This is a genomic window from Sorangium sp. So ce448 (genome assembly GCF_051520915.1).
GTDB lineage: Bacteria > Myxococcota_A > Polyangia > Polyangiales > Polyangiaceae > Sorangium > Sorangium cellulosum_B.
Genome location: NZ_CP150343.1, coordinates 6,818,542 through 6,842,121 on the forward strand (window position 1 = coordinate 6,818,542; position 23,580 = coordinate 6,842,121).

Here is a 23,580-nt window from a genome sequence, read left to right on the forward strand (position 1 = left end):
CGCTGCCGATGAGCGGCGCGTGGCCCGTTGCAGACGAGCGGCCCGAGCTTGCCGTGCCGGCGAGCGCGCGGGCTCGCCATCCTCCGCACGCTGCCCGAGAGCGCCGGGGCGCCAGCGAACCAGGACGGCCTTCGCGGCAAGCGCTCCCGATAGCGCAGGAGCGGATGACAGCGAGACGCCGCGTCACCATGTGCCCCTCCGTCGTGGGGACATGCCGCTCGCAGATCGCGGAGAGATATGGCCCAGCTTCATTTCGAGCTCGATGAGCGCGAGGCGAAAGACATGAGGACAGCCTTGTCGATCCGGCTCGTGGGGATGCGTGAAGAGCTGGTCCACACCGACAACCGAGAGTACCGGGCGGACCTGAAGGCGGCGATCGAGCGGATCGAAGTGGTGCTCCGGCGCCTCGATGCGATCCTGGCCGGGCTGGCACCGACACCATAGAGCTCCGTCGGTCCGCCCGCCTGTCCTCGGGGATTCATGAGGCGGCGACAGACCTCCACCGCGCGGAGGCCATGTCCGGGGAGACCTCGATCTCGTTGCTCACGTCGTTCACGCCGAAGACGTACCAGGCGTCGTGCTCGGCGGTCCTGCGTTGCTCCTCGCTCGCCACGAGGCCTCGCAGCGTGACGCGCGAGCGCTCGGTGCTGACCCCGATCTCCGATGCGTCGAGGAGCGGATCCTTCTCGAGGACGATGCGCACCGCGTCGGAGATCTCGTCGTCTTTGTCCTCCTCCGGGGCGTCGACCTCAAGCGCGTTCACCACGTCGCGGGTTCCTGGCGCCCACCGCGCCGGGGCCTTCCGCGAGGCGCTCGCGTGGTTATCATGCATTGCGGCGTAGAGCGTCGGACGAGAGAGCGCCCGCGCATGCTCCGCCGCAATCTCCACACGCTGCGCACGACGCTGCGCATGCGCGCAAACTACCCACGATGAGACAGACCATTTCCATTCTCGACACCGACAACCGTGCTATCCGACCTGAAGAGCCCAGCGAGCCGCGCCGGCGCCCCCCTGCCGCGCCGCACTCCCGAAGGCCCCTGGGTGTGGCCCGGCCGCGCCGCGGCGTGACGCCCGGGCGCGAGGGTGCGAGCCTCTATCTCGGCGGGTTGCGCGGGCGTCCCGCCCTGACGCGCGAGGAAGAGGTCGCGCTCGCCCGCCGCGTCGAGGAGGGGGCGGCAGCCATCCTGCGCGCGCTGGTGGGCTCGCCCGTCGCGCTCCGCGAGCTCGCCAGGATCGGCGAGGAGCTCGCGGCGCACAAGCTGCGTGCGCGCAACATCCTCCGCGCCGCCAACGAGGAGGAGCACGTCGCCGGCGAGCAGAGCGAGGCCCGGCTCGTCGCGCTGCTCGAGCGCGCCGGCACGCTCGCCGAGTCGCTCGAGGCCGGCCGGTCGCGGCGACGCGACCGCGACGCGCTCGCCTCCGGGATCGAGCGCGCCCGGCTGCACCGCCGCGTCCTCGAGCGCGTCGTCGACGCCCTCCGGGCAGCCCCGGCGACGGACGAGGCCGCGCGTGCCACCCTCGAGGCGGTCGAGGAGGGCCGGCGGGCAGCCGATCTCGCCCGGGCCGAGCTGGTCGCGTCATGCCTCCCGCTCGTGGTCAGGTTCGCGACCAGGTACCCGCGCGCGGGCCTGTCGCTCCACGACCTCATCCAGGAGGGCAACATCGGCCTGCTTCGCGCGGCCGACAAGTTCGACGCTGGCCGCGGCGTCCGGTTCGCCACCTACGCCGCGTGGTGGATCAAGCAGCAGATGGCGCGCGCGATCTCCGATCAGGCGCAGACCATCCGCGTGCCGGTGCACATGGTGGAGAGCCGCCGAAAGCTCCTCCGCGCGCGGCGCGCGCTCGCCCAGGAGCACGGACGCGAGCCCGAGGGCGATGAGCTGCTCGAACGGACCGGCTTCTCCCAGGCGAAGATCGAGCTCGCCCTCGGGCTCGCGCCCGCGCCGCTCAGCCTCGACGCCCCCGCCGGTGCGGATCGCGAGGCGTGCGTCGGCGACTTCGTCCCCGACCCGAGCGCGCCGACGCCGGACGAGCAGGTCGCCGAGGGCCGGATGCGTGCGCAGGCGATGCGGCTGCTCGACGAGCTCACGCCGCGCGAGCAGGACGTGCTCCGGCGCCGGTTCGGGCTCGACGGCGCGCCCGAGCTCACCCTCGCGGAGATCGGCGCGTCGATGTCGCTGTCGCGCGAGCGCATCCGCCAGATCGAGGCGAACGCGCTGCGCAAGCTCAAGGCCAGGTCGACGCAGGCGCAGCTCGGCAGCTACCTGGTCCAGTGAGGCTCGGGGCGCGTGGCCCCCCGGGGTGGAGGGCGGGTCCAGGGCGGCCGCCTCCGTGCCATAACTCTTGCTTGTCATGCCGGTGCTCGTCGGCACGTCGGGGTGGCAGTACCCCCACTGGCGAGGACGCTTCTACCCCGAGCGCCTGAGCGCTTCGCGCTGGCTCGAGCACTACGCCCAGCGCTTCCAGGCCGTCGAGGTGAACTCCGCGTTCTACCGGCTCCCCGATGCCTCGACGTGTGAAGACTGGTCCGCCCGCACGCCCGAGGACTTCGTGATGGCGGTCAAGATGAGCCGGTTCCTCACGCACATGCGTCGCCTCGGCGCGCCGGCCGAGCCGGTGGCGCGGTTTCTCGATCGCGTGCAGCACCTGGGCAGCAAGCTCGGCCCGGTGCTGCTGCAGCTCCCGCCCCGGATGAAGGCCGACGCGGGCCGGCTCGCGGCCGCCCTCGACTGCTTCCCGCGGTGCGTCCGCCTGGCCGTCGAGCCCCGGGACGCCTCGTGGTTCACCGAGGAGATATCGGCGCTGCTCTCCGCGCGCGACGCTGCGCTGTGCATCGCCGACAGCCCGTGGTTCAAGACACCCTTCCTCCGGACGGCGACGTGGGCCTACCTGAGATTCCACGCGGGGTGCGCCACGCCGAGCCCGTGCTACGGCGGGGCCGCCCTCCGCGCCGCGGCCGAGCGGCTCGCCTCCACGTGGGGCCCTGGCGCAGACGCCTACGTCTTCTTCAACAACGACGGCGCCGGGTGTGCGGTGCGCGATGCCATCGTGTTCGCGCGTGCGGCAGAGCGAGCTGGGCTGGCGGCGACCAGGGTGCCCCCGCGGCGCGAGGTGCGGGTGGGGTGAGAAGACGGCGCCCAGCTGGGTAGTGCTCGAAATTGAACATGAAGGTGGGAAGGCGGGAAGAAAGATCGATATTCTTCCCGCCTTCCCACCTTCACGTGAACTCTCAGGTCCGGATGATGCGCGAAAATCCGGAGGTCCCCAGGAGGCCGCCGGCCAAGCCCAGCTCTTGCAACGCTCAAGAACGATGGCTCCTCCCGGATCACGCGCCGAGGTCCGAGAGGGCGGCTCCTCCCGGATCGCCCTTCGGATCATGGTGGATTGACCGGTTCGAGGCCGGGCGCAGCGAGATCGCCTCCGTGCGAGGTGGCTAGGAGATCGACGTGAGAGCACAGAGCCTGCGAAAATGCCTCCAGCAGGACACGGAGCGCGCCAAGGAGCTCTTGTTAAAGAATGTATCGCCTCCGGGATCCATCCCAGGAGCCATCGTGGCTTCCCCATCTCGATCGAACCCGAACTACTATTTCCATTGGGTTCGGGACTCTGGCATCGCGGTAAAGGCCATCCTCTCCCTGTACCAGTCGGCGACGCAGCTCGCGGCCCGGCAACGGTATTTCGACCTGCTGATGGACTTCGTGGATTTTTCCAGGGACATTCAGCGGACTGCCACGCACAGCCCTGCCGGGCTGGGTGAGCCGAAGTTCACGATAGACGGAGAGCCCTACTCGGGGCCATGGGGACGTCCGCAGCACGACGGACCTGCCATTCGAGCCATCGAGCTCACTCGTCTGGCCTTCGTCCTTCTGAGCGAGGGCAAGCGGGAGCTGGTGCGTGAAAAGCTCTACGATGCGAAGCTGCCGACCGACTCGGTGATCAAGACGGACCTGGAATACATCTCGCACCACTGGCGCGAGCCCTGCTTCGATCTCTGGGAAGAGGTGTGGGGACACCATTTCTTCACGCGGCTCCTGGAGCGGACGGCGCTCGTCGAGGGGGCCGCGCTCGCAATGAAGCTCGAGGATGCCGGCGCGGCCCGCTGGTATCTCGAGCAGTCGCGAGCGCTGGGTGATGAATTGCTCTTGCATTGGGATCCCGGGCGCAATCACCTCGTCGCGACGCGTGATCAGGGTGGATGGCCGAGCCCGCGGAGCGGCCTGGACAGCTCCGTCATCGTCGCGACGCTGGGCGGATATGCCACGGACGAAGATCTCCACCTCGAAGGGGGCTGTGCTCATCCAGTGGACCAGGAGCAGGTGCTCGCGACGGCCGCGGCGCTGGAGAGCACCTTCGAGGTCATGTACCCGATCAACGATCCGTCGAAGCGGATCGAGGGGATTGCCATCGGCCGCTATCCGGAAGACCGCTACGATGGATATCGCACGGATTCGCTCGGCAACCCGTGGCCAAGTCTCACGATCGGCTTCGCGGTGTTTTACTACAAGCTGGCCGAACGCTACCAGAGGCTGGAGAGGGCCGTCCTCACCTCCACGAACCTGCCGTTCTTCCAGAGGCTGCCGCTGGAAGATGCGCGCTTCCGCCCAGGCGAGGAGCTCCTCCTCGGCGACCCGCGCTTCGACGAGGTCGTCGATGCGCTCCGGCGCAAAGGAGATGCGTTCCTGGGTCGAGTGCATCACCACATCAATCCCGATGGATCGCTGTCAGAGCAAATGAATCGATTCACCGGTTGCCAACAAGGAGCTCCCGATCTGAGCATGAACTACGCCGTCTACATTCTCGCAGCTGAAGTGAGCGAGCATCAGCCGTCTTCTCGTTGATCTTCGAAGAGAATCGGTCGTCGCCGTCGCGCGGATCAGGAGGTGGCGTACGTGCCTCCCGGCAGCGCTGCTCGTCTGCGACGCCTCGAGCCTCCACGTCCGCTTCGCGTGGACGGGGCTCCCGGCGCGCTTCAACCATGGGTGCGCCGGCCTCCTCGGCAGCCTCGGCCAGCGCCTGCCCCGCCCCCCGGGCGAGGGCTTCTCGGCGCGGCCTCCGGGACCTAGGTGCCCACCGGGGAGGCGCTCATGGTCAACGTCGCTGATGGTCAACGTCGGCCGGACGGGCTCTCGTGAGCCGGGAGCAGCGGCGCGAGGTAGCGGGAGCAGCGGCGCGAGGTAGATCGCTGGCAGGCAATGTCCGAGGGGGGTCGATGCTCCTGGTCAAGATCCTGGATAGGCTCATCGACGAGGGCGCGCTCACGTTGATCGACGCCCGCGGTGTGGCCCACCGCTTCGGTCGGTGCGCCGATGACAGCGGCGAGGTCGTGGTGAGGCTCTCCGACCGGCGCCTGCACTGGAAGCTCTTGCTCAACCCGGGCCTGTCCCTGGGCGAGGCGTACACGGACGGCTCACTCACCGTCGAGCGCGGCAGCGTGTACGACTTGCTCGATCTCGGCGCGAGGAACATCGCCCGGCTGAAGCCGCTCCAGGCGGCGCACCTCGGCCGCATCCTGGGTCGATCGTGGACCTTCCTCCAGCAGTACAACCCGCCCGTCCGCGCGCGCCGCAACGCCGCCCATCACTACGATTTACCCGAGGCCCTCTTTGACCATTTCCTCGATCCGGATCGACAATATTCATGTGCCTATTTCGCCGACCCCCACATGACGCTCGAGGAGGCGCAGGAAGCCAAGAAGCGCCATCTCACGACCAAGCTCCTCCTCCGGCCCGGGCAGAGGGTGCTGGACATCGGGAGCGGCTGGGGAGGCCTGTGCCTGCACCTCGCCCGGGTCGCGGACGTCGACGTCACCGGGATCTCGCTCTCGACCCGCCAGGTCGCGGCGGCACGCCGGCGCGCCGCGGAGGCGGGCCTCGAGAGGCGGGTGCGCTTCCACCTCTGCGACTACCGGGGCGAGGTCGGCGAGTACGATCGCATCGTCTCGGTCGGCATGTTCGAGCATGTCGGCGTCCCGCACTACGACTCCTTTTTCCGGAAAGTGCGCGATCTGCTGGCCGATGACGGCGTGGCCGTCCTGCACGCGATCGGGCGCATGGAGGGGCCGAGCGACATGGACCCGTGGCTTCAGAGGTACATCTTCCCGGGCGCGCATATCCCTGCGCTCTCCGAGGTCTTGCCGTCGATCGAGCGGGCGGGCCTGTGGGTGACGGACCTGGAGATCCTCCGGCTGCACTACGCCGAGACGCTCCGGCACTGGCGCCGGCGCTTCCTCGCCAATGCCGAGGCGGTGGCCAGGACCCACGACGCGCGCTTTCGCCGGATGTGGGAGTTCTATCTCGCCGCGAGCGAGGTGGGCTTTCGCCGGTGCGGGCTGATGGTGTTCCAGGTGCAGCTCGCCAAGCGCGTGGACGCCGTGCCGCTCACCCGCGATTATCTGTTCGAGGCCGCGCGCCCGCCGGAAGCCCGGTTGGAGCGCGCGGCGTAGGGAGCTCTCGTCCAGCCGATGACAGCGAGGCGTCGCGTCACCAGGTCTCCCTCGATCGCCTTCGGACAGCGAGAACCTGGCGCACTGCGTCGGGAGGAGCAGCGATGAGCGCCAAGCGAGCAAGCATACGAGAGGCACCGGCCGGCGGCTCGAACAAGCCGCGCAGGCCCGGCGGAGGTGCGCAGCTGCAGGAGCCTACCGAGCGGGAGGGCAACGTAGCCGACAGCGCCGCGGGCAGCGGGCAGGAGGAGGCGCGGGCGGGTGAGGCAGGGGACGAGGGCCTCTCCCCGGAAGCGCTCGAAGAGCCGCGGGAAGAGGAGCACGGCGAGCCTCTGGACCGGGGCCACGTGTGCGAGGACAAGGGGCTCGATCGGTAGGGCGCACGCCCAGGAAGCACCGGCACCCCGCGCGGCGTGGGTGGGCCTGCTGGCCTCGGGCTCGCTCCCGACGCCTACGCGCTGGCAGCGCTCCCGGCCGGGCGCGACGCCGGGGCGGCGGTCGCCGCGCGCCTGCGCCTGCGGATGAGCTCGAGGAACTCCGCGCGAGGCGCGGTGTTGGCGATGTCGGCCGCGGCGCACCAACCCCGCCGCGCCTGATCGATCCCGTGGCGCATGAAGTCGAGCTCTCCCACGGCGTGCGCGTCGGTGGCGACGACGAGCTTCACGCCCGCCTCTCGCGAGAGGCGGATATGAATGTCGCAGAGGTCCAGGCGCTCGGGTTGAGCGTTGATCTCGAGCAGCACGCCGAGCTCTCGCGCGGCGCGCGCGATCCGCGGCATGTCGAGCGCGTACGGCTCACGCTTGCCGAGGAGGCGCCCGGTCGGGTGGCCGAGGGCGGTGACGAACGGGCTCTCGAGCGCGCGGAGAACACGGCGCGTCATCGCCGGCTCCGGCATCGTGAGCTTCGAGTGCACGCTGGCGACGACGTAATCGAGCGCCGCCAGCGTGGCGTCGTCGAGGTCGAGCTCGCCGTCCTCGAGGATGTCGACCTCGGCCCCGTGCAGGATCGTGATCCCGCCGATCGTCCGGCGGAGCCTGTCGATGGCCCGAGCCTGCCCGCGGAACCCCGAGGCGTCGAGCCCGCCCGCCACGCGGACCGCCCGCGTGTGGTCGGTGATGGCCACGTAGTCATACCCGCGGGCCGCGCACGCCCTGACCATCGCCTCGAGCTCGTCGCGTCCGTCGGTGTACGTCGTGTGCACGTGGAGGTCACCCCGGACGGCGCCGACCTCGACGAGCTCGGGGAGCCGCCCTTCGCGCGCGGCCTCGATCTCGCCGGCGCCCTCGCGCAGCTCGGGCGGGATCCAGGGCAATCCCACCGCGCGAAAGACGTCCACCTCCGCCTGGCCCGCGATCCGCCGGTCGCGCCGGAAAACCCCGTATTCGTTGATCTTCAGCCCGCGACCCACGCCCAGCGTGCGGACGGCGATGTTGTGGGCCTTCGAGCCGGTGAAATAGTGGAGGGCCGCGCCGTAGGACTCCGGCGGCACGACGCGGAGGTCGACCTGGAGCCCGGACCGCAGGACGACCGAGCACTTCGTCGCGCCGTGGGCGAGCACCTGCTTGATCTGCGGGTACGCCATCAGGCGCGCCGCGATGGGCTCGCCCTGCCTCGCGGACACGAGGATGTCGACGTCGCCCACCGTCTCCTTGCGGCGCCGGAGGCTGCCAGCCACCTCGACCGCCAGGGCCTCGCGCGCGGCCCGGAGGTGCCTGAGCAGCGGCTCGACCTGCGCCTCGGCGTCCGCGAGCCGCACGCGCCCGGCGGTCGCGCGCCGCTTCACGCAGCCGTCGAGGATCGTCGCGGCGAGCTTCTCACCGAACCCGCGCACGCCGAGGAGGCGACCCGACCGCGCGGCCTGCTCGAGCGCGTCGACCGTCTCGATGCCGAGCCTGTCGTACAAAAGGCGCGCGCGCTTCGGCCCGAGCGACGGGATCCGCATCAGCTCGACGAGGCTCTCGGGGGTCCTCGCCGTCAGCTCTTTCAGCAGCGCCAGCTCGCCGGTCTCGAGGAGCTCGACGATCTTGCCCGCGAGATCCTTGCCGATGCCGGGCAGCTCGGTGAGCGCGCCCGCGCCCTCGCGCTCCACGAGCGCCGCCACGGGCTCGCCGCGCGCCGCGAGGGTGCGCGCCGCGGTGCGGTAGGCCCGCACGCGGAACGGGCTCTCGTCCTGGATCTCGAGCAGATCCGCCACTTCCTCGAAAATGCGAGCAATATCGAAGTTTTCCATGTGTCCCCCGTTCACGCCTGGACCAGCCTTCGGAGCTCGTCTTCCGTCAGCAGATGCCGAGCGCCCTTGCCCGAGCCTGCCGCGCGAGGAGCGCGCCGGGCCGATCACGGACGAGTAACCCCGAAGCCGTTCATCCGGTATCTACCGTGGCGACAGAGGGGCATGGCCGACAGCCCTCTGCGCGACAGGAGCACGGCGCGCTCGCGACCTCGGCGCTGGCCGAACCCCGAGCTCACGCCGCCACCTTGTCAGCGCGGTCGGCGCGACCATGCTTCGTCCGGGGAGGTGATCCGCCCGTGACGCCGCGTCCGACCTCTGGTGCCTCGCACGCCTTCGAGGAGCACACGGGCGAGATCCGCCTCCGCGTCGACGCCCCCGCGCTCGCGGAGCTCTTCGCCGAGGCGGGCCGCGCGCTCGCCCGGATAGCATGCGGCGATCGGCCGCCGCCCTCGCCCGACGGCGAGGCCCAGCCGGTCAGCCTGCGGTCGCACGATCGAGCGGCCCTGCTCGTCGACTGGCTGAACGACCTCATCTTCCGCACCGAGGTCGAGGGCAGGGTCTTCAGCGAGTTCCGCTTCACGCGCCTCACCGATCGCGATCTCGACGCCTGGATCCGCGGCGCGCGAGCTCCAGAGGCGCGGGCGCTGGTCAAGGCCGCGACGCTGCACGATCTCGAGATCACGGAGACCTCTCATGGCGTATCCGCAGCCATCGTCCTCGACGTCTGAGGCGCCCGCCCGCGGGATCCCGCTCACGCGGCTCGGCCCCTTCGAGTACGAGATACCGACCTCCTACCGCCGCGACATGCGCGTCCCAGCGCGCGTGTTCGCGGATCCGGAGCAGCTCGCGGCGATCGAGCGCGACCGGAGCCTTGAGCAGCTCGTCAATGTCACCACCCTCCCCGGCATCGTCGGCGCCGCGCTGGGCATGCCGGACATGCACGAAGGGTATGGCTTCCCCGTCGGCGGCGTCGCCGCGACGCTCCTGCCCGACGGGGTGATCTCCCCCGGCGGGATCGGCTTCGATATCAACTGCGGTGTCCGTCTGCTCGTGTCGCGCCTCGACCGGGCGACCATCGCGCCGCACCTCGAAGCGGTCGTGCACGAGCTGAGCCGCAGCGTGCCCACGGGCGCGGGGCACGGCGGCCCGCTGATGCTGTCGGACGACGAGCTCGATCGGCTGCTCAACGAGGGCGTGCCCTGGCTCCTCCGGGCGCACGGCCTCGGTCGGCCCGAAGATCTCGACGCCATCGAGTCGGGCGGCTGCCTGCCCGGGGCCGAAGCGACGCACGTCTCCTCGCGCGCCAAGCAGCGCGGCCGCGGTCAGCTCGGCTCGCTCGGCAGCGGCAACCACTTCGTCGAGGTCCAGGTGGTCGAGGAGATCTTCGACCAGGCCGGGGCGGAGCGGCTCGGCCTCGCGAGCGACCGCGTCGCCGTGCTGATCCACACCGGGTCGCGCGGCCTCGGTCACCAGGTGTGCGCCGACCACGTGCGCCTGATGGACGAGGCGGCCGGGCGCCTCGGCATCGAGCTGCCGGACCGCCAGCTCGCCTGCGCGCCGCTGTCCTCGCCGGAGGGCCGCCGCTACTTCGCGGCGATGTGCGCCGCGGCGAACTTCGGCTTCGCCAACCGGCAGGTCATCGCCGAGACGGCGCGGCGCGTGTTCGCGCGCGTCTTGGGCGACGGGGAGCTCGCCCTGGTCTACGACGTCGCCCACAACACGGCGAAGATCGAGCGCGCCGCGGGCCGCGAGGTCTGCGTGCACAGGAAGGGCGCGACGCGCGCGTTCGGGCCCTCTAGCTCCGAGATCCCCGCGCGCTACCGCGGGCTCGGCCAGCCCGTGTTCATCCCCGGCAGCATGGGGACGGCCTCGTTCGTCCTCGTGGGCACGGACGCGTCGGCGGCGGTGTCGTTCAGCAGCACCTGCCACGGCGCGGGCAGGACCATGAGCCGCGGCGCGGCGAAGCGCCAGGTGACGGGCCACGAGCTGCGCAAGGAGCTCGAACGGCGCGGCATCGTGGTCCGCTGCCCCTCGAACGCCGAGCTCGCGGAGGAGGCGCCCGTCGCCTACAAGGACGTCGAGCGCGTCGTCGAGGTCGTCCATCGCGCGGGCATCGCGCGGAAGGTCGCGCGGCTCCGGCCGATGGGCGTCGTGAAGGGGTGAGGCCCGGCGTGCCCGCGCGGCAGCGAGCCGATCTCGAGAGGCGGAGTCGTCGACGGGCGCCGGGCGCGCCGCACGACGAGAGACGCTCGGGACCGCCTTCGGCTGCGCGGTTCCGAGCCGTCTGGGCGGCCGGCCTCCATCCTGCCGACGCGCGCGCTCACGGGGCCCTCCCGGCCTGTCTACAGCTTGCACGCGGCGGGATCACAGCGCGCGAAGTGCTCGATCGCCGCGGCGCTCTCCTGCGCGCCGCGCTCTAGGACCTGCCGATCCTTGCTGCCGTAGCGATACACCGTGACCCCCTTGAGCCCGAGCTCCCACGCCCTCCGGTACGCGGCCGCGACGTCATCGGCGGTAGCTGTCTCGGGCAGGTTGATCGTCTTCGAGACCGCGTTGTCCACGTACTTCTGGAATGCCGCCTGGATCCGGAGGTGCGCCTCGGGGCTCATCTCCAGCGCCGTCCGGAAGAGCTCCACGATGGCGCGTGGAACGCCGGCGATCGCGGACAGCGAGCCTTTCGCCGCGAGCTCGGCCGCGAGCGCGTCGGACCAGACGCCGAGCTCGCGCGCGTGCGGCTCGAAGAGAGGGCTCGCCTCCACCAGCGTTTGCCCGCCGAGCACGCCGGTGTGCCGGAACACGAGGCCAAAGAGGGGCTCGATGCCCGCCGAGGCGCCCGCGACGAGGCTGATCGTGCCCGTCGGGGCGATCGAGGTGAGGGTGGCGTTGCGTACCCGCCGGCCGCGCGCCGAAAAGACGCTCTGTTCCCAGGCCGGGAATTGGCCGCGCTCGACGGCGAGCTCCTCCGACGTCGCGAGCGCGCGCTCGGCGATGAAGCCCATGACCTCCTCGGCCGTGCTCACCGCCCGAAGGCGCCGAGCGCGGGCGTCGGGTTGGCGCGGTTGGCCGCATCCAGGAAGAAGAGCCCCGGGTCGCCGCTCCGGTGGGCCGCGCGCGCGATGCGCTCGAACAGACCGTGCGCCGGGATGGTTCGAACGATCTCGCCCGTCCGAGGATGGCGCAGCGGATGGGGGCGATCCGCGCGTTCGTCCTCCATGAAGGCGTCGGTCATGGCCACCGAGAGGTTGAAATTGGAGAAGCTCTGCCCGTCGAGCTTGGCATCGACGAACGCTTCGACGTCCGGGTGATCGACGCGCAGCACGCCCATGTTCGCCCCGCGGCGCCTCCCTCCCTGCTTGATGCTGTCCGTCGCGCAGTCGAAGATCCTCATGAACGACACGGGGCCGGAGGCCGCTCCCCCGGTGGAGGCGACCGGGGCGTCCTTCGGCCGGACGCGAGAGAACGAGAAGCCGGTGCCGCCGCCCGACTGCTGGATGAGGGCCGACGGTGATAGCACCTGCAGTCGACGCGCCCTGGGTCCGCTCCCTCGCCGCGCTTTGCATAGGGGTGGTCGTCGCCCCATCCGAGTTGCAAGGGAGAGACCATGTGGCTCACGCCGGCGGCGCGGCTCATCGCAGGATCCGCTGGTCCGCGAGTTGCCTCAAGCGCGGAGGAGATGCCGTTGCCCAAGATCTGCGCCGCCGAGCTCATGACCGAGAACCCCCGGACCGTGCGGGTCAGCGACCCCATCGGCGAGGCGGTGGACGTGCTCCAGACGATGGACTTCCGCCACGTGCCGGTCGTCAACGAGCAGGGTGAGCTGGTCGGGATGCTCAGCGATCGCGACCTGCGCGCGCTCCAGTTGCCCTACTCGGAGGACACCGCGGTGGTCGACAGGGCGCTGCGGAAGGCCCGCGGGCCGGTGTCCACGATCATGAGCGGCAATGTCGTGAGCGCCAGTCCGGACGCGGACGTGACCGAGCTCATGGAGCTCATGCTCGACAACAAGATCGGCGCGCTCCCAGTCGTCGACGGAGAAGGTGCGCTGGTCGGCATCGTCAGCTATGTGGACGTCTTTCGCGGGCTCCTCGAGGAGGAGTGACCCGTCGCCTCCTTCGCGCGCAGGACACGCTGAAGCCACCCGCTGCGCCGCGGACGCCGCGAGAGCAGGAGGTGCGGGTTGGGTGAGGCAGGCACGGCGATTGCTACGAATTGCTACGATTGGTGGATACGACACGCAAAGCCGGTCCCACGGCGATGGGACATGGACCCGCAGGGGGGGCAGCATGCAGCCTGTGCAGCGGATTCTGGCCGCCACGGATCTCTCGGAGCTCTCGGCCGCGGCCGTGAGGGTCGCCCTGGAACAAGCGCGCTCCTGGAGCGCCGAGCTCCGGATCCTCCACGTCGCAGCGTCCGCGCAGGCACAGCCGAGCGCGGCAGACGCGCTGCGCGGCGTCGTCGCAGAGCTCGGCGATGGGGTTCGCATCGTCCCGCTCGTCCGGGTGGGATCTGCCGCGGAGGAGATCGTCAGCTGTGCTGAGGAAGACGACGTCCAGCTGATCGTGATGGGCCGCCACGGGCACACCGGCACCACGGCCGTGCTGATGGGCAGCGTCGCCGAGCGCGTCGCGCGGACCTCGAGCTGCCCCGTGCTGATGGTGCCCCCGGAGAAGGAAGCCCGCGGGACCGGGGTGATCATGGGTCCGCCGCCGTACGCCTCGCGGTTTCGCTGCCTGCGCTGCGGCGTGCGCTCGGAGTACCAGTTCTGCGCCGCGTGCCGAGCCCAATTCCGCATGTTCGATGTGCGCGCAGGAGGGGGCCCTCCGGAGGCCCCTGCGGCGGGCCCCCTCAGCCCGGAGCGGATCGAGGCGCTCCTCGAGCGCGGCGCCTTCGGCCGGCTGGGCTGCCACGCCGAAGGACGAACGTACGTCGTGCCCATGAGCTACGCCTACGAGAAAGGCCGCCTCTACCTGCGCTCGGCGGAGGGGACCAAGGTCCGGATGATGCGTAAAAATCCGGAGGTCTGCTTCCAGGTCGACCACATCCAGAGCCTCGCTGACTGGGAGAGCGTCATCGTGTTCGGGGTGTTCCGTGAGCTCACCGCGCAGGAGGCGGTCGAGGGCCTGCGGCGCATCCACGACCGGCTGGCGTCCCTCGCCGAGGAGGACGCCTGGCCCCGCCCGTCCGAGGCGTCCGCCGACGACAGGCTTGGCCACCGGGCCTACGTGGGGGCGCGCGGCGCGGTCGTCGGTTGCATCGAGCCCGTGGAGAAGACGGGGCGCTATCAGATGCGCTGAACCTCGGCGGCTCGTCGCGAGGGCTGATGGCGCCGCTCATTCGAGCGAGGGCGCGGCCGCCCGTTCCTTCGCCGGCTCGGGCACATCGGTCAACGTCGCCTCCGTCAGGAGCAGCACGCTCGCCACCGACACGGCGTTCTCGAGCGCGACGCGCACCACCTTGGTCGGGTCGATGATGCCCGACTCGACGAGATCGACGTACGCGCCGCTCGCCGCGTCGAACCCGAGATTGCCGCTGCCGGCGCGCATCCGCTCGACGACGACGCCGGCGTCGACGCCGGAGTTGTCCGCGATCTGCCGCGTCGGGGCCTCGAGCGCGCGGCGCAGGATGCGCACGCCCGTGCGCTCGTCGCCGTCGCAGCGCTGCTCCTCGTGCTCCACCGCGACGCTCGCGCGCAGGAGCGCGAGCCCCGCGCCGGGCACGACGCCCTCGACCACCGCCGCCTTGGTCGCGCTGATCGCGTCCTCAAAAGCCTCTTTCCGAGACTTCATCTCCGTTTCGGACGGCGCCCCGACCCGGACGACCGCCACGCCCCCCACGAGCTTCGCCAGGCGCTCCTCGAGCTTTTCGCGATCGTAGTCGCTCTTCGCCTCCCTCCTCTGCCGCCGGAGCAGCTCGACCCTCGTCTGGATGGCGTGCGCGTCGCCGGCGCCGCCGATGATCGTCGTGTTCTCCTGCTTCACGACGACCCGCGCCGCCCGCCCGAGCTGGTCCCGCGTCACGTGCTCCAGCTTCACCCCTGCTTCTTCGGCGATCACCTGTCCCCCTGTCAGGATCGCGATGTCCTCGAGCATCGCCTTGCGTCGGTCTCCGAAGCCGGGCGCCTTGACCGCGACGCACGCGAGCGTGCCGCGCAGCTTGTTCACGACGAGCGTGGCCAGCGCGTCGCCCTCGACCTCCTCCGCGACGAGCAGGAAGCTCTGCCCCTCTTTTGCGACCTCCTCGAGCAGGGGGAGCAGGTCTTTCATGACGCTGATCCGCCTCTCGTGGATCAGGATGAGCGGCTCCTCCAGCACGCACTCCATGCGCTCCGGGTCCGTCACGAAGTAGGGCGAGAGATACCCGCGGTCGAACTGCATGCCTTGCACGACCTCGACCGCCGTCTCTGTCCCCTTCGCCTCCTCGACGCTGATGACGCCCTCTCCACCGACCTTCTCCACCGCGTCGCCGATGAGCTCGCCGATGGCCGCGTCGTTGTGCGCTGCGACCGTGGCGACCTGGATCTTCTCCTGGCGGCTCTGCACAGGGCGGGAGAGCGACCGCACCGCGTCGACGGCCGCGTGGAGTCCCCGCTCGATGCCGCGCTTGAGGTCGATCGCGCTCGCGCCCGCGGCGATGTTGCGGAGCCCCTCCGCGAAGATCGCATGAGCCAGCAGCGTAGAGGTCGTCGTGCCGTCGCCGACCGCGTCGCCCGTGCGCTCGGCCGCCTCGCGGATGATCTGCACGCCGACGTCCTCTTCCGGGTCCTTGAGGCTCAGCTCCTTGGCGATCGAGACACCATCGTTGCACACGGTGGGGCGCCCCCACGCGCGTCCGATGAGCACGCTCTTCGACTTCGGGCCGAGCGTCACGCGGACCGCGTCGGCGAGCGCCGTGGCGCCGCGCAGGACCTTCTCGCGAGCAGCGGCGTGGAAAAGGAGTTGCTTGTGGGGCATCGCGGAAGACCTCCTGGACGAGCGCGGCCGACCTTCTGTGGCCTCCGTCGAGGATGCAACCTCAGGGCCTGCTCTGTCGGGTGCCGGTCGCGCGCTCCGATCGTCGTCTCCCGAGAGATCGACGGCTCGCCTGCGCCCGCGGCGCCGGCGCCCGTGATGTGTGTCAGCGAGAAGCGGAAATCTCGGCATCCAGCCGATCGAAGCAGCGGAACGGGTCCTCCAGCATCTCGCGCACGGTGCGCGCCAGCACGCTCGCGTGGAAGCCGTCGATGAAGCGGTGATCGAACGTGGCGCTCACGCGCATGACCTTGCCGGGCACCACCTTGCCGTCCTCCACCACCGGCTCGTCCCTCACCGCGCCCGGGACCACGAGGATCGGCGTGCGGGTGTAGGGCACGAGCGGCACGTAGGCCTTCTCCAGGCCGAGCGAGCCGATGTTGGTCACCGTGACCGCGCCGAACGGATCGCGCGGAAGCCCGAGCTTCGACAGGTCCAGGTTGAGCGTGTACATCACGAACGAGAGCAGGCGAAGGAAGGCGTTCATGAAGAGAAACGGGATGTGCCCTATCGCGCGCTTCGTCTCTTCCACCGCCCTGTCGCGCCGATGGCGGGCGCGCTCGATCGTCCGGTCCAGCTCGTCGACGATCTGAACCAGATTTTTCTCATGGGCCCGCTCGATCGTGGTCACGGTGAGATCCACCTCGCCGTCGCCGCCGGCCGGCTGCACGACCAGCACCGAGACGGTGACGCCGCGCCGGAGGTAGACCTTGTTCCAGCGCAAGATCGCATTGGCGTCGGGGCAGCGGCGCAGCGCCTCGGCGCAGGCCTTGGCGACCAGGTGTGTCACCGTGAGCCGGCGGCCGGTGCTGTTGCGGAACGCCTTGATGTAGTCGAGCGCGCGATCCATGCGCAGGGTGAGCGTGCCGTACACCGATGGATCGTATGCGGTGTGCCAGGTGCCGATCGCCAGCTTGCGGAAGCTGGAGATCTCCTGCTTGGGCACGAGATCGAGGTTGGGCTTGATCCACCCGGCCATGGGCTCCATGGCTGCACGGCTCGGGCCAGGGCGTGCTGCGCGCTCCGGCTCCTCTTGTGGCGCGGGCACTCGCCCGCCGCGCCGGGGTGTTACCAGGGCTTCCGGTCTGCAGACTGGGCGCGCTGCCGCAGCGGCAGCGTGAACCGGAAGGTCGTCTTCCCGGGCGCGCTCTCGGCCCAGATCCGCCCCCCGTGGGCCTCGACGAGCCCTCGCACGATGTAGAGGCCGAGGCCCAGCCCGGCGGCGCCTCCTGCCTTCGCCTCGCGCGTCCGGTAATAGCGGGCGAAGAGCCTCGGCAGCTCGTCCGGCGCGATGCCCCTCCCCTCGTTCTCGACCGCCACGAGCACCTCGCCGCTCCGCCGTTCCACCGCGATCCTGATCGGCGTCTCGGACGCGCCGTACTTGGCCGCGTTGGACAGCAGGTTGGTGAGCACCTGCTCCAGGCGCCCGGGATCAGCCAGGAGCGGCGGGATGCCGTCGAGCACCTCGACGTCGACCCGATGTCCCCTCGTCGCGTCGGCCGTCCGCTCCACCGTCGCCCGGATGAGCGCTGGCAGGTCGACCTCGACGTGCCTGAGATCCAGCCGATGTGATTTGAGGCGGGAGACGTCGAGCAGATCGTCGATCATCCGGTTGAGCTGCATCGCGCTGGCCAGGATGTGCTGCGCCTTGTCGCTGCACTGCGGTTGCTTCGAGAGCATGGCGGCCTTGAGGACGATCGTGGTGATCGGCTGACGCAGGTCATGGGCGATGACGCTGGTCCACTCCTCGCGCATCCGCGCGAGCTCCTTCAACGGGCTGATGTCCTCGCCAGCGACGATCGCCCCGGTGATCGTCCCCGCGCTGTCGCGGAGCGGCGCGGCGGCGACGAGGAAGGTCCGGCACGAGCCGTCCGTCTTGGCGACGATGACCTCCTCGCCGGGGATCGTCTCGCCGCGCATCGCCCGGCTCGACGGCAGCTCGTCCACTGTGAGGGCCGTGCCGTCCGGGCGCCGCACGCGACCGACGTACTTGCCCCGCTCCTCCGCGCCCCCGGTGAGATCTCGCGCGTGCGGGTTGCCGAGCATGCGCACTGGGTCGTTTCGATCGATGAGCAGGAGCGGGATGGGCGCGCTCTCGAAGACGGTTCGCAGCGTCCTCCGCTCGGCGTCCAGCTGCGCGAGCAGGCGCTCCCGCTCCTCCTCGGCCCGCTTGCGCGCCGTCACGTCCTCCACCTGGGCGATGTAGTGAATGGGCTCGCCGGCCGCGCGGCGCACGACGGACGCGTGCAGGATGACGGGGATGACCCTTCCGTCCTTGTGGATATAGCGTTTGGCGAGCTGATAGCGCGGGATCTCACCGCGGCGCAGCTGCTCGACCAAGCTCACGTCGATGTCCACGTCGTCGGGGTGGGTGATGTCCTGGAAGCGGAGCTTCGAGAGCTCGTCGGCCGCGTAGCCCACGATCTCGCAGTAGGCGCGGTTGACGCGGATGAACCGTCCGTCGAGCCCGATGATGGCCTTGCCGATGGGCGCGTGCTCGAAGCTGAGCCGGAAGCGCTCCTCGCTCTCACGGAGCGCCTGCTCCGTCTGCTTGCGCTGGGTGACGAACTGGAGGGTTTCGTCGAAGATGGCTCGAAAGCGCTGCTCGCTCTCGCGGAGCGCCCTCTCCAGGTGCTTTGTGCGTCGGAGCTCCTGGGCCATGCGGCCGGAGGTCCGCGCCCGTGATAGCGCGAGCGCGGCGTGCTGTCCGAGCAAGGCCGCCGCGCCTTCATCCTCCTCGGTGAACGCGGCGGCGCCGATCTTGTTGGCAAGGTACAGGACGCCGACGAGCTGCCGACCCTGGAGGAGGGGTATGCCGAGGAAGCTCTTGAGCGGCGGGTGCTCGGGAGAGAAGCCATCGAAGCGCTCGTCTTCGCAGAGCTCCGCGAGGCGCAGCGGCGTCCTGTCTCGATGGACCGCCTGGAGTCGCCCGCGCGGGCGGGGGGCTTGCGCCGATGATCTCTCCCACTCGGCCGTGGCGCTGCTGCAGATCCAGAGATCGAAGGGCGCGCAGAGCTCACGCGTCATGGATGGCCCCCGATCGAGCGAGCGCACATCGCTCATCACCTGAACCCGACCGGAGCTCGCCGCCCACGCATCGAGCAGCGGCGCGCTCCGCTCCACCCGCGCGAGGCAGAGACGGATATCGGCGGGTACGTGGCGATGGGAATGGATCGCGAGCTCGCCGGTGTCCTCGGAGGTCAGGAGCAGGTAGGCAGCGCGCGCGCCGAGCTCCATCGCCTGGTCGAGCAGGAGCCCGGAAAGCTCGTTCAGATCGACTGCGCGCGCCATGCGGAGCGCAGCGCGCTTCACGAGCTCGCCCGGCGCAGGGTGCGGCTCGCGGCACCCGCCCTGGCAGGGGGAGACGATGGAGGCGACCTCCTCGCCGCGGCCGGTCGGCGCATCGAGCTCTTCTGTCGACACCATGGTCCTCGCGTTGGTCAGCAGATTGTTGCACGAGAGCCACGCCGCCTGATGGTCAACACGGTCAGGCCCCTAGGGATGACCCTCTCCGGATCTCGATCTGTTCATGCTCGCCGGCGCCAGGACCTCGGTCCAGTGCCGCGAGCAGGTCGCCCCGGCCGCTCTCGTCAGCGCATGTCCAGTGCGCAGGTGGCCCTCCGACCATCGAGGGGCGGACCCGAGGCTTGCTACTTGCTTACTCCGTGGCCGAGGCCCGCGGAAGTGAGTCGTTCGTCTTCTGTCGTCGCGGCCGGACGGGCAAAGCCGTGTCACGACACCGGCACTCAGCCGCGCAGCCACCCGTCGGAGCTCGCCGCGCTCTCCGTCGAGGGGCGAATTCAGGCATTGCGATCCAATCCGACTGGATTGACGGACGTCGATGCCGCGAGGAGGCGGCTCGCTCACGGCGACAACGAGCTCGCGCCGCCCCGGCGTTCACGTCCGCTCCGGACGCTGCTCGCGCAGCTCACCCATACGCTCGCATTGCTGCTCTGGCTCGGCGCCGGGCTGGCCTTCGCCGCGGGCGCCCCGGAGCTCGGGTTCGCCATCATCGCTGTCGTCGTGCTCAACGGCGCGTTCGCGTTCATCCAGGAGCACCGCGCCGAGCAGGTCGTGAGCAGCCTGATGCGCCGTGTGGCGGTGCGCGCCCGCGTCGTCCGGGCAGGCATCGAGCGGCGTGTGCCCGCGCGCGAGCTCGTCCCGGGCGACGTGGTCCGGCTCGCGGCAGGTGAGATCGTGCCGGCCGACTGCATCTTGGTCGGCGCGGACAGCCTCTCGCTCGACCTCTCGATGCTCACGGGCGAGACGGCGCCGGTCGATCGCGACGCCGCGCCGATCGCCTCGCAGGGCCGCGGCGCGGAGGAGCTCGCGCTCCCGAGCCTGCTCCCGAGCGGCGCGTCCGTGGTGACCGGCGCGGGCGAGGCGCTCGTGTTCGCGACAGGCGCGGAGAGCGCGGCGGGCAAGATCGCCAGGCTCCTCGAGCAGGGCGGGCGCGAGGGCTCGCTGCTCGAGCGCCAGGTCGCGCAGCTCTCGCACGTCACCGCGGCCATCGCGGTGATCGCCGGCGCGGCGACGCTCGTGCTCGCGCAGGCGTTTCATCGCGTCGGCCCGCTCGGCGCGCTCACGTTCGCGATCGGCGTGATCGTGGCGCTCGTCCCCGAGGGGCTGCTCCCGACGCTCAGCGTCTCGCTGGCGATCGGCGCGCAGCGCATGGCGGCGCGCGGGGCTCCGGTGCGGCGCCTCTCGGCGGTCGAGGTGGTCGGGTCGGTGACGACCATCTGCACGGACAAGACGGGGACCCTCACGCAGAACGCGCTCTCGGTGCGCGGCTTCATCCCCGCGCGCGGCGCGCCCCCGGACGCGGAACAGGCGGCGCGGCTCGCGGCCGCGCTGTGCAACAACGCGCGCCCGGCGCCGGCGGGCGGCGACTACGAGGGCGATCCGGTCGACGTGGCCCTCGCGCGCTGGGCCGCGGCCGGCGGCGTGGACCTGGCCGAGGCGCGCGCCCGGCGGCCGCGGATCGCGGACACCGCGTTCGATGCGCGCCGGCGCTACATGGCCGTGACGTGCGCGGAAGGCGGCGCCACGCGGGACTTCGTGAAGGGGGCGCCCGAGGCGGTCGTCGCGCTGACCGGCGCGCCGGCGCCCGCGGGCCTCGACGAGGCGGTGGTGGGCGCGGCCGAGCGCGGCGAGCGCGTCCTCCTGCTCGCCGCGAGGGACGCCGGCGGCCCGCTCACGTGCCTGGGCCTCGCCTGCCTGCACGACCCGACGCGGCCGGAGGTCCCCGCGGCGATCGCCGCGTGCAGGCGCGCGGGCGTGCGGGTCGTGATCCTGACGGGCGATCACCCCGCGACGGCGCGCTCCGTGGCCGCCGCCGTCGGGCTGGATGCGGCGGACCGCATGGTCGAGGGGCCCGAGATCGACGCGATGGACGACCGGGCGCTGCTCGAGCTGCTCCAGGCCGGCGCGAGCCTCGCGCGCACGACGCCGGAGCAGAAGCTGCGGGTCGTGCAGGTGCTGCGGCGGTCCGGCGAGGTGGTCGTGGCGACCGGCGACGGCGTGAACGACGCCCCCGCGCTCCGCGCCGCCGACGTCGGCGTGGCCATGGGCCTGCGCGGCACGGAGGTGGCCAAGCAGGCGGCGGACATCATCCTGTCCGACGACAACTTCGCCACGATCGTGGCGGCCATCGAGGAAGGCCGGGCCATCAAGCAGAATATCCGCCGCTTCGTGAGTTATGTGTTCACGAGCAACGTCGCGGAGCTCGTCCCGTTCCTTCTCTACATCTTCTTTCCGATCCCTCTCCCGCTCGCGATCGTGCAGGTGCTCGCGATCGATCTCGGGACCGACGTGCTCCCCGCGCTGGCGCTCGGCGTGGAGCCGCCGTCGCCCGCGACGTTGCTCGCCCCTCCGGAGCCACCGCGCAAGCCGATCCTCACCCGGGAGCTCGCGCTGCGGACCTTTCTCCTTTACGGGGCCGTCGAGGCGTTGCTCGGCACTGTTGCGTACTTCGGTTTTCACTGGGCGCACGGCTGGAGGCCGTTCGACTCGCTTGAGCCCTTCCGTGCGCTGGAGCGGGAGGCGGCGACGATGACCTTCGTCGGGATCGTCTCGGGCCAGATAGGGTGTCTGTTCGCCCAGCGCGACGGGCCTCTACGGAAGCGGCTCGCGTTCTGGTCGAACCCGTGGGCGGCCGCGGGGCTCGCGATCGAGGTTACGCTGGCGGTCGCGCTGCTCTATGTGCCCGGGCTGAATGGGATGTTTGCGATGGCCCCGGTGGGGCCGGCGTGGCTCCTCTGGCTGCCCGGGGGCGCCGCGGCGATGGTGCTCGTCGATGCGCTGCGGCGCGTCGTGGTGGCGCGCGGCCCTGCTTCAGTGGCGGTAGCAGCGGACGCGTGTAAAGTACCATGAGCAGGTTTCGCAGTATCGACCTGTTCCATTTGCTTCGAAACGCCATGTGCCGTGATCGGTCGGTGGGCCATTCTGGGTCCAATCCCAGTCGATGGGGTATTCGTAGCCCATGGATGCACAGAAGAAGTTCAGCTGAAAATGTTGTAGCAGTGCACCTCGCACTGACTCCTGCGGTTCACGCACTCCCGATAGGCTGCAAGAGCGACCCGATAGGCTGCGAGAGCAGCCGGGTTGCCGAAGGGGGAATGAGGGGGAGGGCCAGGAAATCTACAGTAGTTCACCTCGCTGCACCGCTTGATGCACAGCTCGAGACCCGGGTTTTCCGCCGTCAGCGCTTCGCTGTCCACGTCCGTCATCTCCGGATCGTCCATCTGCGCGGCGGCGTGCCCTTGGAGCACCACGGCAGAAGTTCCCACCATGAGCATCGCCATGGGTTTCTTCATGATTCCCTCCCCATCCGAGTGATGTGATGACGCCCGAGGTGAGCCCGGGCCCGCCGCTGTCGGGAGCGTCAGCTTCCATCTCGAACGTGGTGCACCCGCGGGTCCCCCGGGAGAGGCAGCCCCGGCGTGAGCAGGAGGCGGCGACCGGAGCCGCGGGGGTGGAGGCGGCCGCAGGTCGCCCCCGGCCAGCATCGGAGGGCCGCCTTCACTCCGCAGCCAGCCTGCGGGGCGGAGGCGTCGCGCCGCGGATGACCTGCCGCGCCGTGAGGACGGCGACGCGGCCCGCCTCGCGCTCTTTCGCGAGCCAGTCCAGGAGCGTGGAGAAGTCCTCTGCGGAGATGCTGTAGTCGTCGCAGGCGTCGCAGATATGGTGGAAGATCAGCTGTATCCATCCGTCAACCCGCTGCGCGCGGCGGACGAGAGCCTGGATTCTGGGGAGGCTGTGAACTCGACGGAGGGAGCCGGGGGTGCGGGTGGCCATGGGGGCGCGCGGAGGGATGGTCTCCGCCCATGTGCAGAAGATGCATGGAGGCGAGCCAATCCCGCCAACGTCTCTGGCGCTTTCATAACCGCAGGAGCGCACCTGCTCGGCGCTGGCGCTGTCGTATGCGCCAGCGGGGTACGCGAAGTCGCTCACGTCGAAGCCCAGCGCGCGAAGAGCGCGGCGATCATCGCAGATCTGATGGCGCTGCTCTAGGGTGGGGAGCCCGGGCAGCCGCGCGTGAGCGATGGTGTGGCCCCCGATCTCATGGCCGTCGGACGCGAGCGCGCGGAGCTCGGCGACCGTCAGGTAGCCGGGCCGGTCGAGTCGACCGCTGTTCACGAAGAACGTGGCATGCATCCGGTGCTCGGCGAGGATGGAGCGCGCGGAGAACTGATTTGCCAGGGTGTCGTCGAACTCGAGGGACACGACGGCGATGCCCGGGCGAACCCCTGTCAGGAGGACCGAGGCGAGGACGACGGCGGCGAGGCACGCGCCGACGCAGACCAGCACCGCTTGCCCTTGGCGCGTCGGGAGGCGCCGCGCGCCGCCCTTCTCTGTGCGTAGGATCTCCACAGCAGAGATCGCCGTATCATCTGCCGTA

The 23,580-nt window shown here is 70.6% G+C and carries 20 protein-coding genes; 11 read left to right on the forward strand and 9 right to left on the reverse strand.

From position 1 onward, the window contains the following. Positions 1-237 precede the first annotated feature (237 nt). Positions 238-444, forward strand: a complete 207-nt coding sequence (locus WMF45_RS25690; protein WP_437719455.1) for a hypothetical protein — start codon at positions 238-240, stop codon at positions 442-444. A 34-nt stretch (positions 445-478) separates the two neighbouring features. Here WMF45_RS25690 and WMF45_RS25695 read toward each other — a convergent pair whose 3' ends face one another. Beyond that, complete coding sequence (locus tag WMF45_RS25695; RefSeq protein ID WP_437719456.1) at positions 479-766, reverse strand: BON domain-containing protein; 288 nt, start codon at positions 764-766, stop codon at positions 479-481. A gap of 341 nt (positions 767-1,107) precedes the next feature. On the opposite strand from WMF45_RS25695, the gene WMF45_RS25700 reads away from it, so the two are divergent. From WMF45_RS25700 to WMF45_RS25720, 5 genes are all read left to right on the forward strand, one after another. Continuing rightward, complete coding sequence (locus WMF45_RS25700) at positions 1,108-2,277, forward strand: sigma-70 family RNA polymerase sigma factor (protein ID WP_437719457.1); 1,170 nt, start codon at positions 1,108-1,110, stop codon at positions 2,275-2,277. Between the two features lie 76 nt (positions 2,278-2,353). Beyond that, complete coding sequence (locus WMF45_RS25705) at positions 2,354-3,127, forward strand: DUF72 domain-containing protein (RefSeq protein ID WP_437719458.1); 774 nt, start codon at positions 2,354-2,356, stop codon at positions 3,125-3,127. A 320-nt stretch (positions 3,128-3,447) separates the two neighbouring features. Continuing rightward, positions 3,448-4,839 (forward strand): glycoside hydrolase family 15 protein, encoded by a 1,392-nt coding sequence (locus WMF45_RS25710; RefSeq protein WP_437719459.1) that lies wholly within the window; start codon positions 3,448-3,450, stop codon positions 4,837-4,839. A gap of 371 nt (positions 4,840-5,210) precedes the next feature. Beyond that, on the forward strand, positions 5,211-6,443 hold the full coding sequence (locus WMF45_RS25715) for a class I SAM-dependent methyltransferase (protein ID WP_437719460.1): 1,233 nt from the start codon (positions 5,211-5,213) through the stop codon (positions 6,441-6,443). Positions 6,444-6,547: 104 nt separating this feature from the next. After that, complete coding sequence (locus WMF45_RS25720; protein WP_437719461.1) at positions 6,548-6,820, forward strand: hypothetical protein; 273 nt, start codon at positions 6,548-6,550, stop codon at positions 6,818-6,820. 74 nt (positions 6,821-6,894) lie between these two features. Here the strand turns inward: WMF45_RS25720 and polX are convergent, their stop codons facing one another. Then, positions 6,895-8,673 (reverse strand): DNA polymerase/3'-5' exonuclease PolX, encoded by a 1,779-nt coding sequence (gene polX / locus WMF45_RS25725; RefSeq protein ID WP_437719462.1) that lies wholly within the window; start codon positions 8,671-8,673, stop codon positions 6,895-6,897. A 296-nt stretch (positions 8,674-8,969) separates the two neighbouring features. Here polX and WMF45_RS25730 point away from each other — a divergent pair, with 296 nt between their 5' ends. Both WMF45_RS25730 and WMF45_RS25735 read left to right on the forward strand, forming a co-directional pair. After that, the gene (locus WMF45_RS25730; protein ID WP_437719463.1) at positions 8,970-9,401 is read left to right on the forward strand and encodes an archease; all 432 of its coding nucleotides are present in this window, start codon (positions 8,970-8,972) and stop codon (positions 9,399-9,401) included. After that, entirely contained in the window at positions 9,367-10,836 is a 1,470-nt protein-coding gene (locus WMF45_RS25735; RefSeq protein ID WP_437719464.1) for an RtcB family protein, read from the forward strand. Before WMF45_RS25730 ends, WMF45_RS25735 begins: the two co-directional genes overlap by 35 nt. A gap of 179 nt (positions 10,837-11,015) precedes the next feature. On the opposite strand, the gene WMF45_RS25740 is transcribed toward WMF45_RS25735, so the two are convergent. Beyond that, the gene (locus WMF45_RS25740; protein ID WP_437719465.1) at positions 11,016-11,693 is read right to left on the reverse strand and encodes a hypothetical protein; all 678 of its coding nucleotides are present in this window, start codon (positions 11,691-11,693) and stop codon (positions 11,016-11,018) included. Further along, on the reverse strand, positions 11,690-12,187 hold the full coding sequence (locus WMF45_RS25745; protein ID WP_437719466.1) for a hypothetical protein: 498 nt from the start codon (positions 12,185-12,187) through the stop codon (positions 11,690-11,692). The genes WMF45_RS25740 and WMF45_RS25745 overlap by 4 nt, the downstream gene beginning before the upstream one ends. A gap of 165 nt (positions 12,188-12,352) precedes the next feature. On the opposite strand from WMF45_RS25745, the gene WMF45_RS25750 reads away from it, so the two are divergent. Together WMF45_RS25750 and WMF45_RS25755 are read left to right on the forward strand one after the other, a co-directional pair. Then, on the forward strand, positions 12,353-12,772 hold the full coding sequence (locus tag WMF45_RS25750; protein ID WP_437719467.1) for a CBS domain-containing protein: 420 nt from the start codon (positions 12,353-12,355) through the stop codon (positions 12,770-12,772). Between the two features lie 184 nt (positions 12,773-12,956). After that, the gene (locus WMF45_RS25755; protein WP_437719468.1) at positions 12,957-13,967 is read left to right on the forward strand and encodes a universal stress protein; all 1,011 of its coding nucleotides are present in this window, start codon (positions 12,957-12,959) and stop codon (positions 13,965-13,967) included. A gap of 36 nt (positions 13,968-14,003) precedes the next feature. On the opposite strand, the gene groL is transcribed toward WMF45_RS25755, so the two are convergent. The 3 genes from groL to WMF45_RS25770 form a co-directional block, all read right to left on the reverse strand. Further along, positions 14,004-15,623, reverse strand: coding sequence for a chaperonin GroEL (groL, locus tag WMF45_RS25760; protein WP_437719469.1), 1,620 nt, complete (start codon positions 15,621-15,623; stop codon positions 14,004-14,006). Positions 15,624-15,786: 163 nt separating this feature from the next. Continuing rightward, positions 15,787-16,659: a 2-oxo acid dehydrogenase subunit E2 gene (locus tag WMF45_RS25765; protein WP_437719586.1), complete on the reverse strand. Its 873-nt coding sequence runs from the start codon at positions 16,657-16,659 to the stop codon at positions 15,787-15,789. An 89-nt stretch (positions 16,660-16,748) separates the two neighbouring features. After that, a complete protein-coding gene (locus tag WMF45_RS25770) occupies positions 16,749-19,106 on the reverse strand; it encodes a PAS domain S-box protein (protein ID WP_437719470.1) in 2,358 nt (785 codons plus the stop codon). A gap of 258 nt (positions 19,107-19,364) precedes the next feature. Here WMF45_RS25770 and WMF45_RS25775 point away from each other — a divergent pair, with 258 nt between their 5' ends. Continuing rightward, positions 19,365-22,052: a cation-translocating P-type ATPase gene (locus WMF45_RS25775; RefSeq protein WP_437719471.1), complete on the forward strand. Its 2,688-nt coding sequence runs from the start codon at positions 19,365-19,367 to the stop codon at positions 22,050-22,052. 128 nt (positions 22,053-22,180) lie between these two features. Here the strand turns inward: WMF45_RS25775 and WMF45_RS25780 are convergent, their stop codons facing one another. Further along, entirely contained in the window at positions 22,181-22,495 is a 315-nt protein-coding gene (locus tag WMF45_RS25780; protein WP_437719472.1) for a hypothetical protein, read from the reverse strand. 205 nt (positions 22,496-22,700) lie between these two features. Further along, positions 22,701-23,552 (reverse strand): polysaccharide deacetylase family protein, encoded by an 852-nt coding sequence (locus WMF45_RS25785; protein WP_437719473.1) that lies wholly within the window; start codon positions 23,550-23,552, stop codon positions 22,701-22,703. Between the last annotated feature and the right edge of the window lie 28 nt (positions 23,553-23,580).

What these genes read in the sequence shown, in the direction of transcription:
- WMF45_RS25690 (WP_437719455.1), top strand. Translation starts at nt 238, where the DNA reads ATGGCCCAGCTTCATTTCGAGCTCGATGAGCGCGAGGCGAAAGACATG.
- WMF45_RS25705 (WP_437719458.1), top strand. Translation starts at nt 2,354, where the DNA reads ATGCCGGTGCTCGTCGGCACGTCGGGGTGGCAGTACCCCCACTGGCGA.
- WMF45_RS25715 (WP_437719460.1), top strand. Translation starts at nt 5,211, where the DNA reads ATGCTCCTGGTCAAGATCCTGGATAGGCTCATCGACGAGGGCGCGCTC.
- WMF45_RS25720 (WP_437719461.1), top strand. Translation starts at nt 6,548, where the DNA reads ATGAGCGCCAAGCGAGCAAGCATACGAGAGGCACCGGCCGGCGGCTCG.
- polX (WP_437719462.1), bottom strand. Translation starts at nt 8,673, where the DNA reads ATGGAAAACTTCGATATTGCTCGCATTTTCGAGGAAGTGGCGGATCTG.
- WMF45_RS25735 (WP_437719464.1), top strand. Translation starts at nt 9,367, where the DNA reads ATGGCGTATCCGCAGCCATCGTCCTCGACGTCTGAGGCGCCCGCCCGC.
- WMF45_RS25755 (WP_437719468.1), top strand. Translation starts at nt 12,957, where the DNA reads ATGCAGCCTGTGCAGCGGATTCTGGCCGCCACGGATCTCTCGGAGCTC.
- groL (WP_437719469.1), bottom strand. Translation starts at nt 15,623, where the DNA reads ATGCCCCACAAGCAACTCCTTTTCCACGCCGCTGCTCGCGAGAAGGTC.
- WMF45_RS25765 (WP_437719586.1), bottom strand. Translation starts at nt 16,659, where the DNA reads ATGGCCGGGTGGATCAAGCCCAACCTCGATCTCGTGCCCAAGCAGGAG.
- WMF45_RS25770 (WP_437719470.1), bottom strand. Translation starts at nt 19,106, where the DNA reads ATGGTGTCGACAGAAGAGCTCGATGCGCCGACCGGCCGCGGCGAGGAG.
- WMF45_RS25780 (WP_437719472.1), bottom strand. Translation starts at nt 22,495, where the DNA reads ATGAAGAAACCCATGGCGATGCTCATGGTGGGAACTTCTGCCGTGGTG.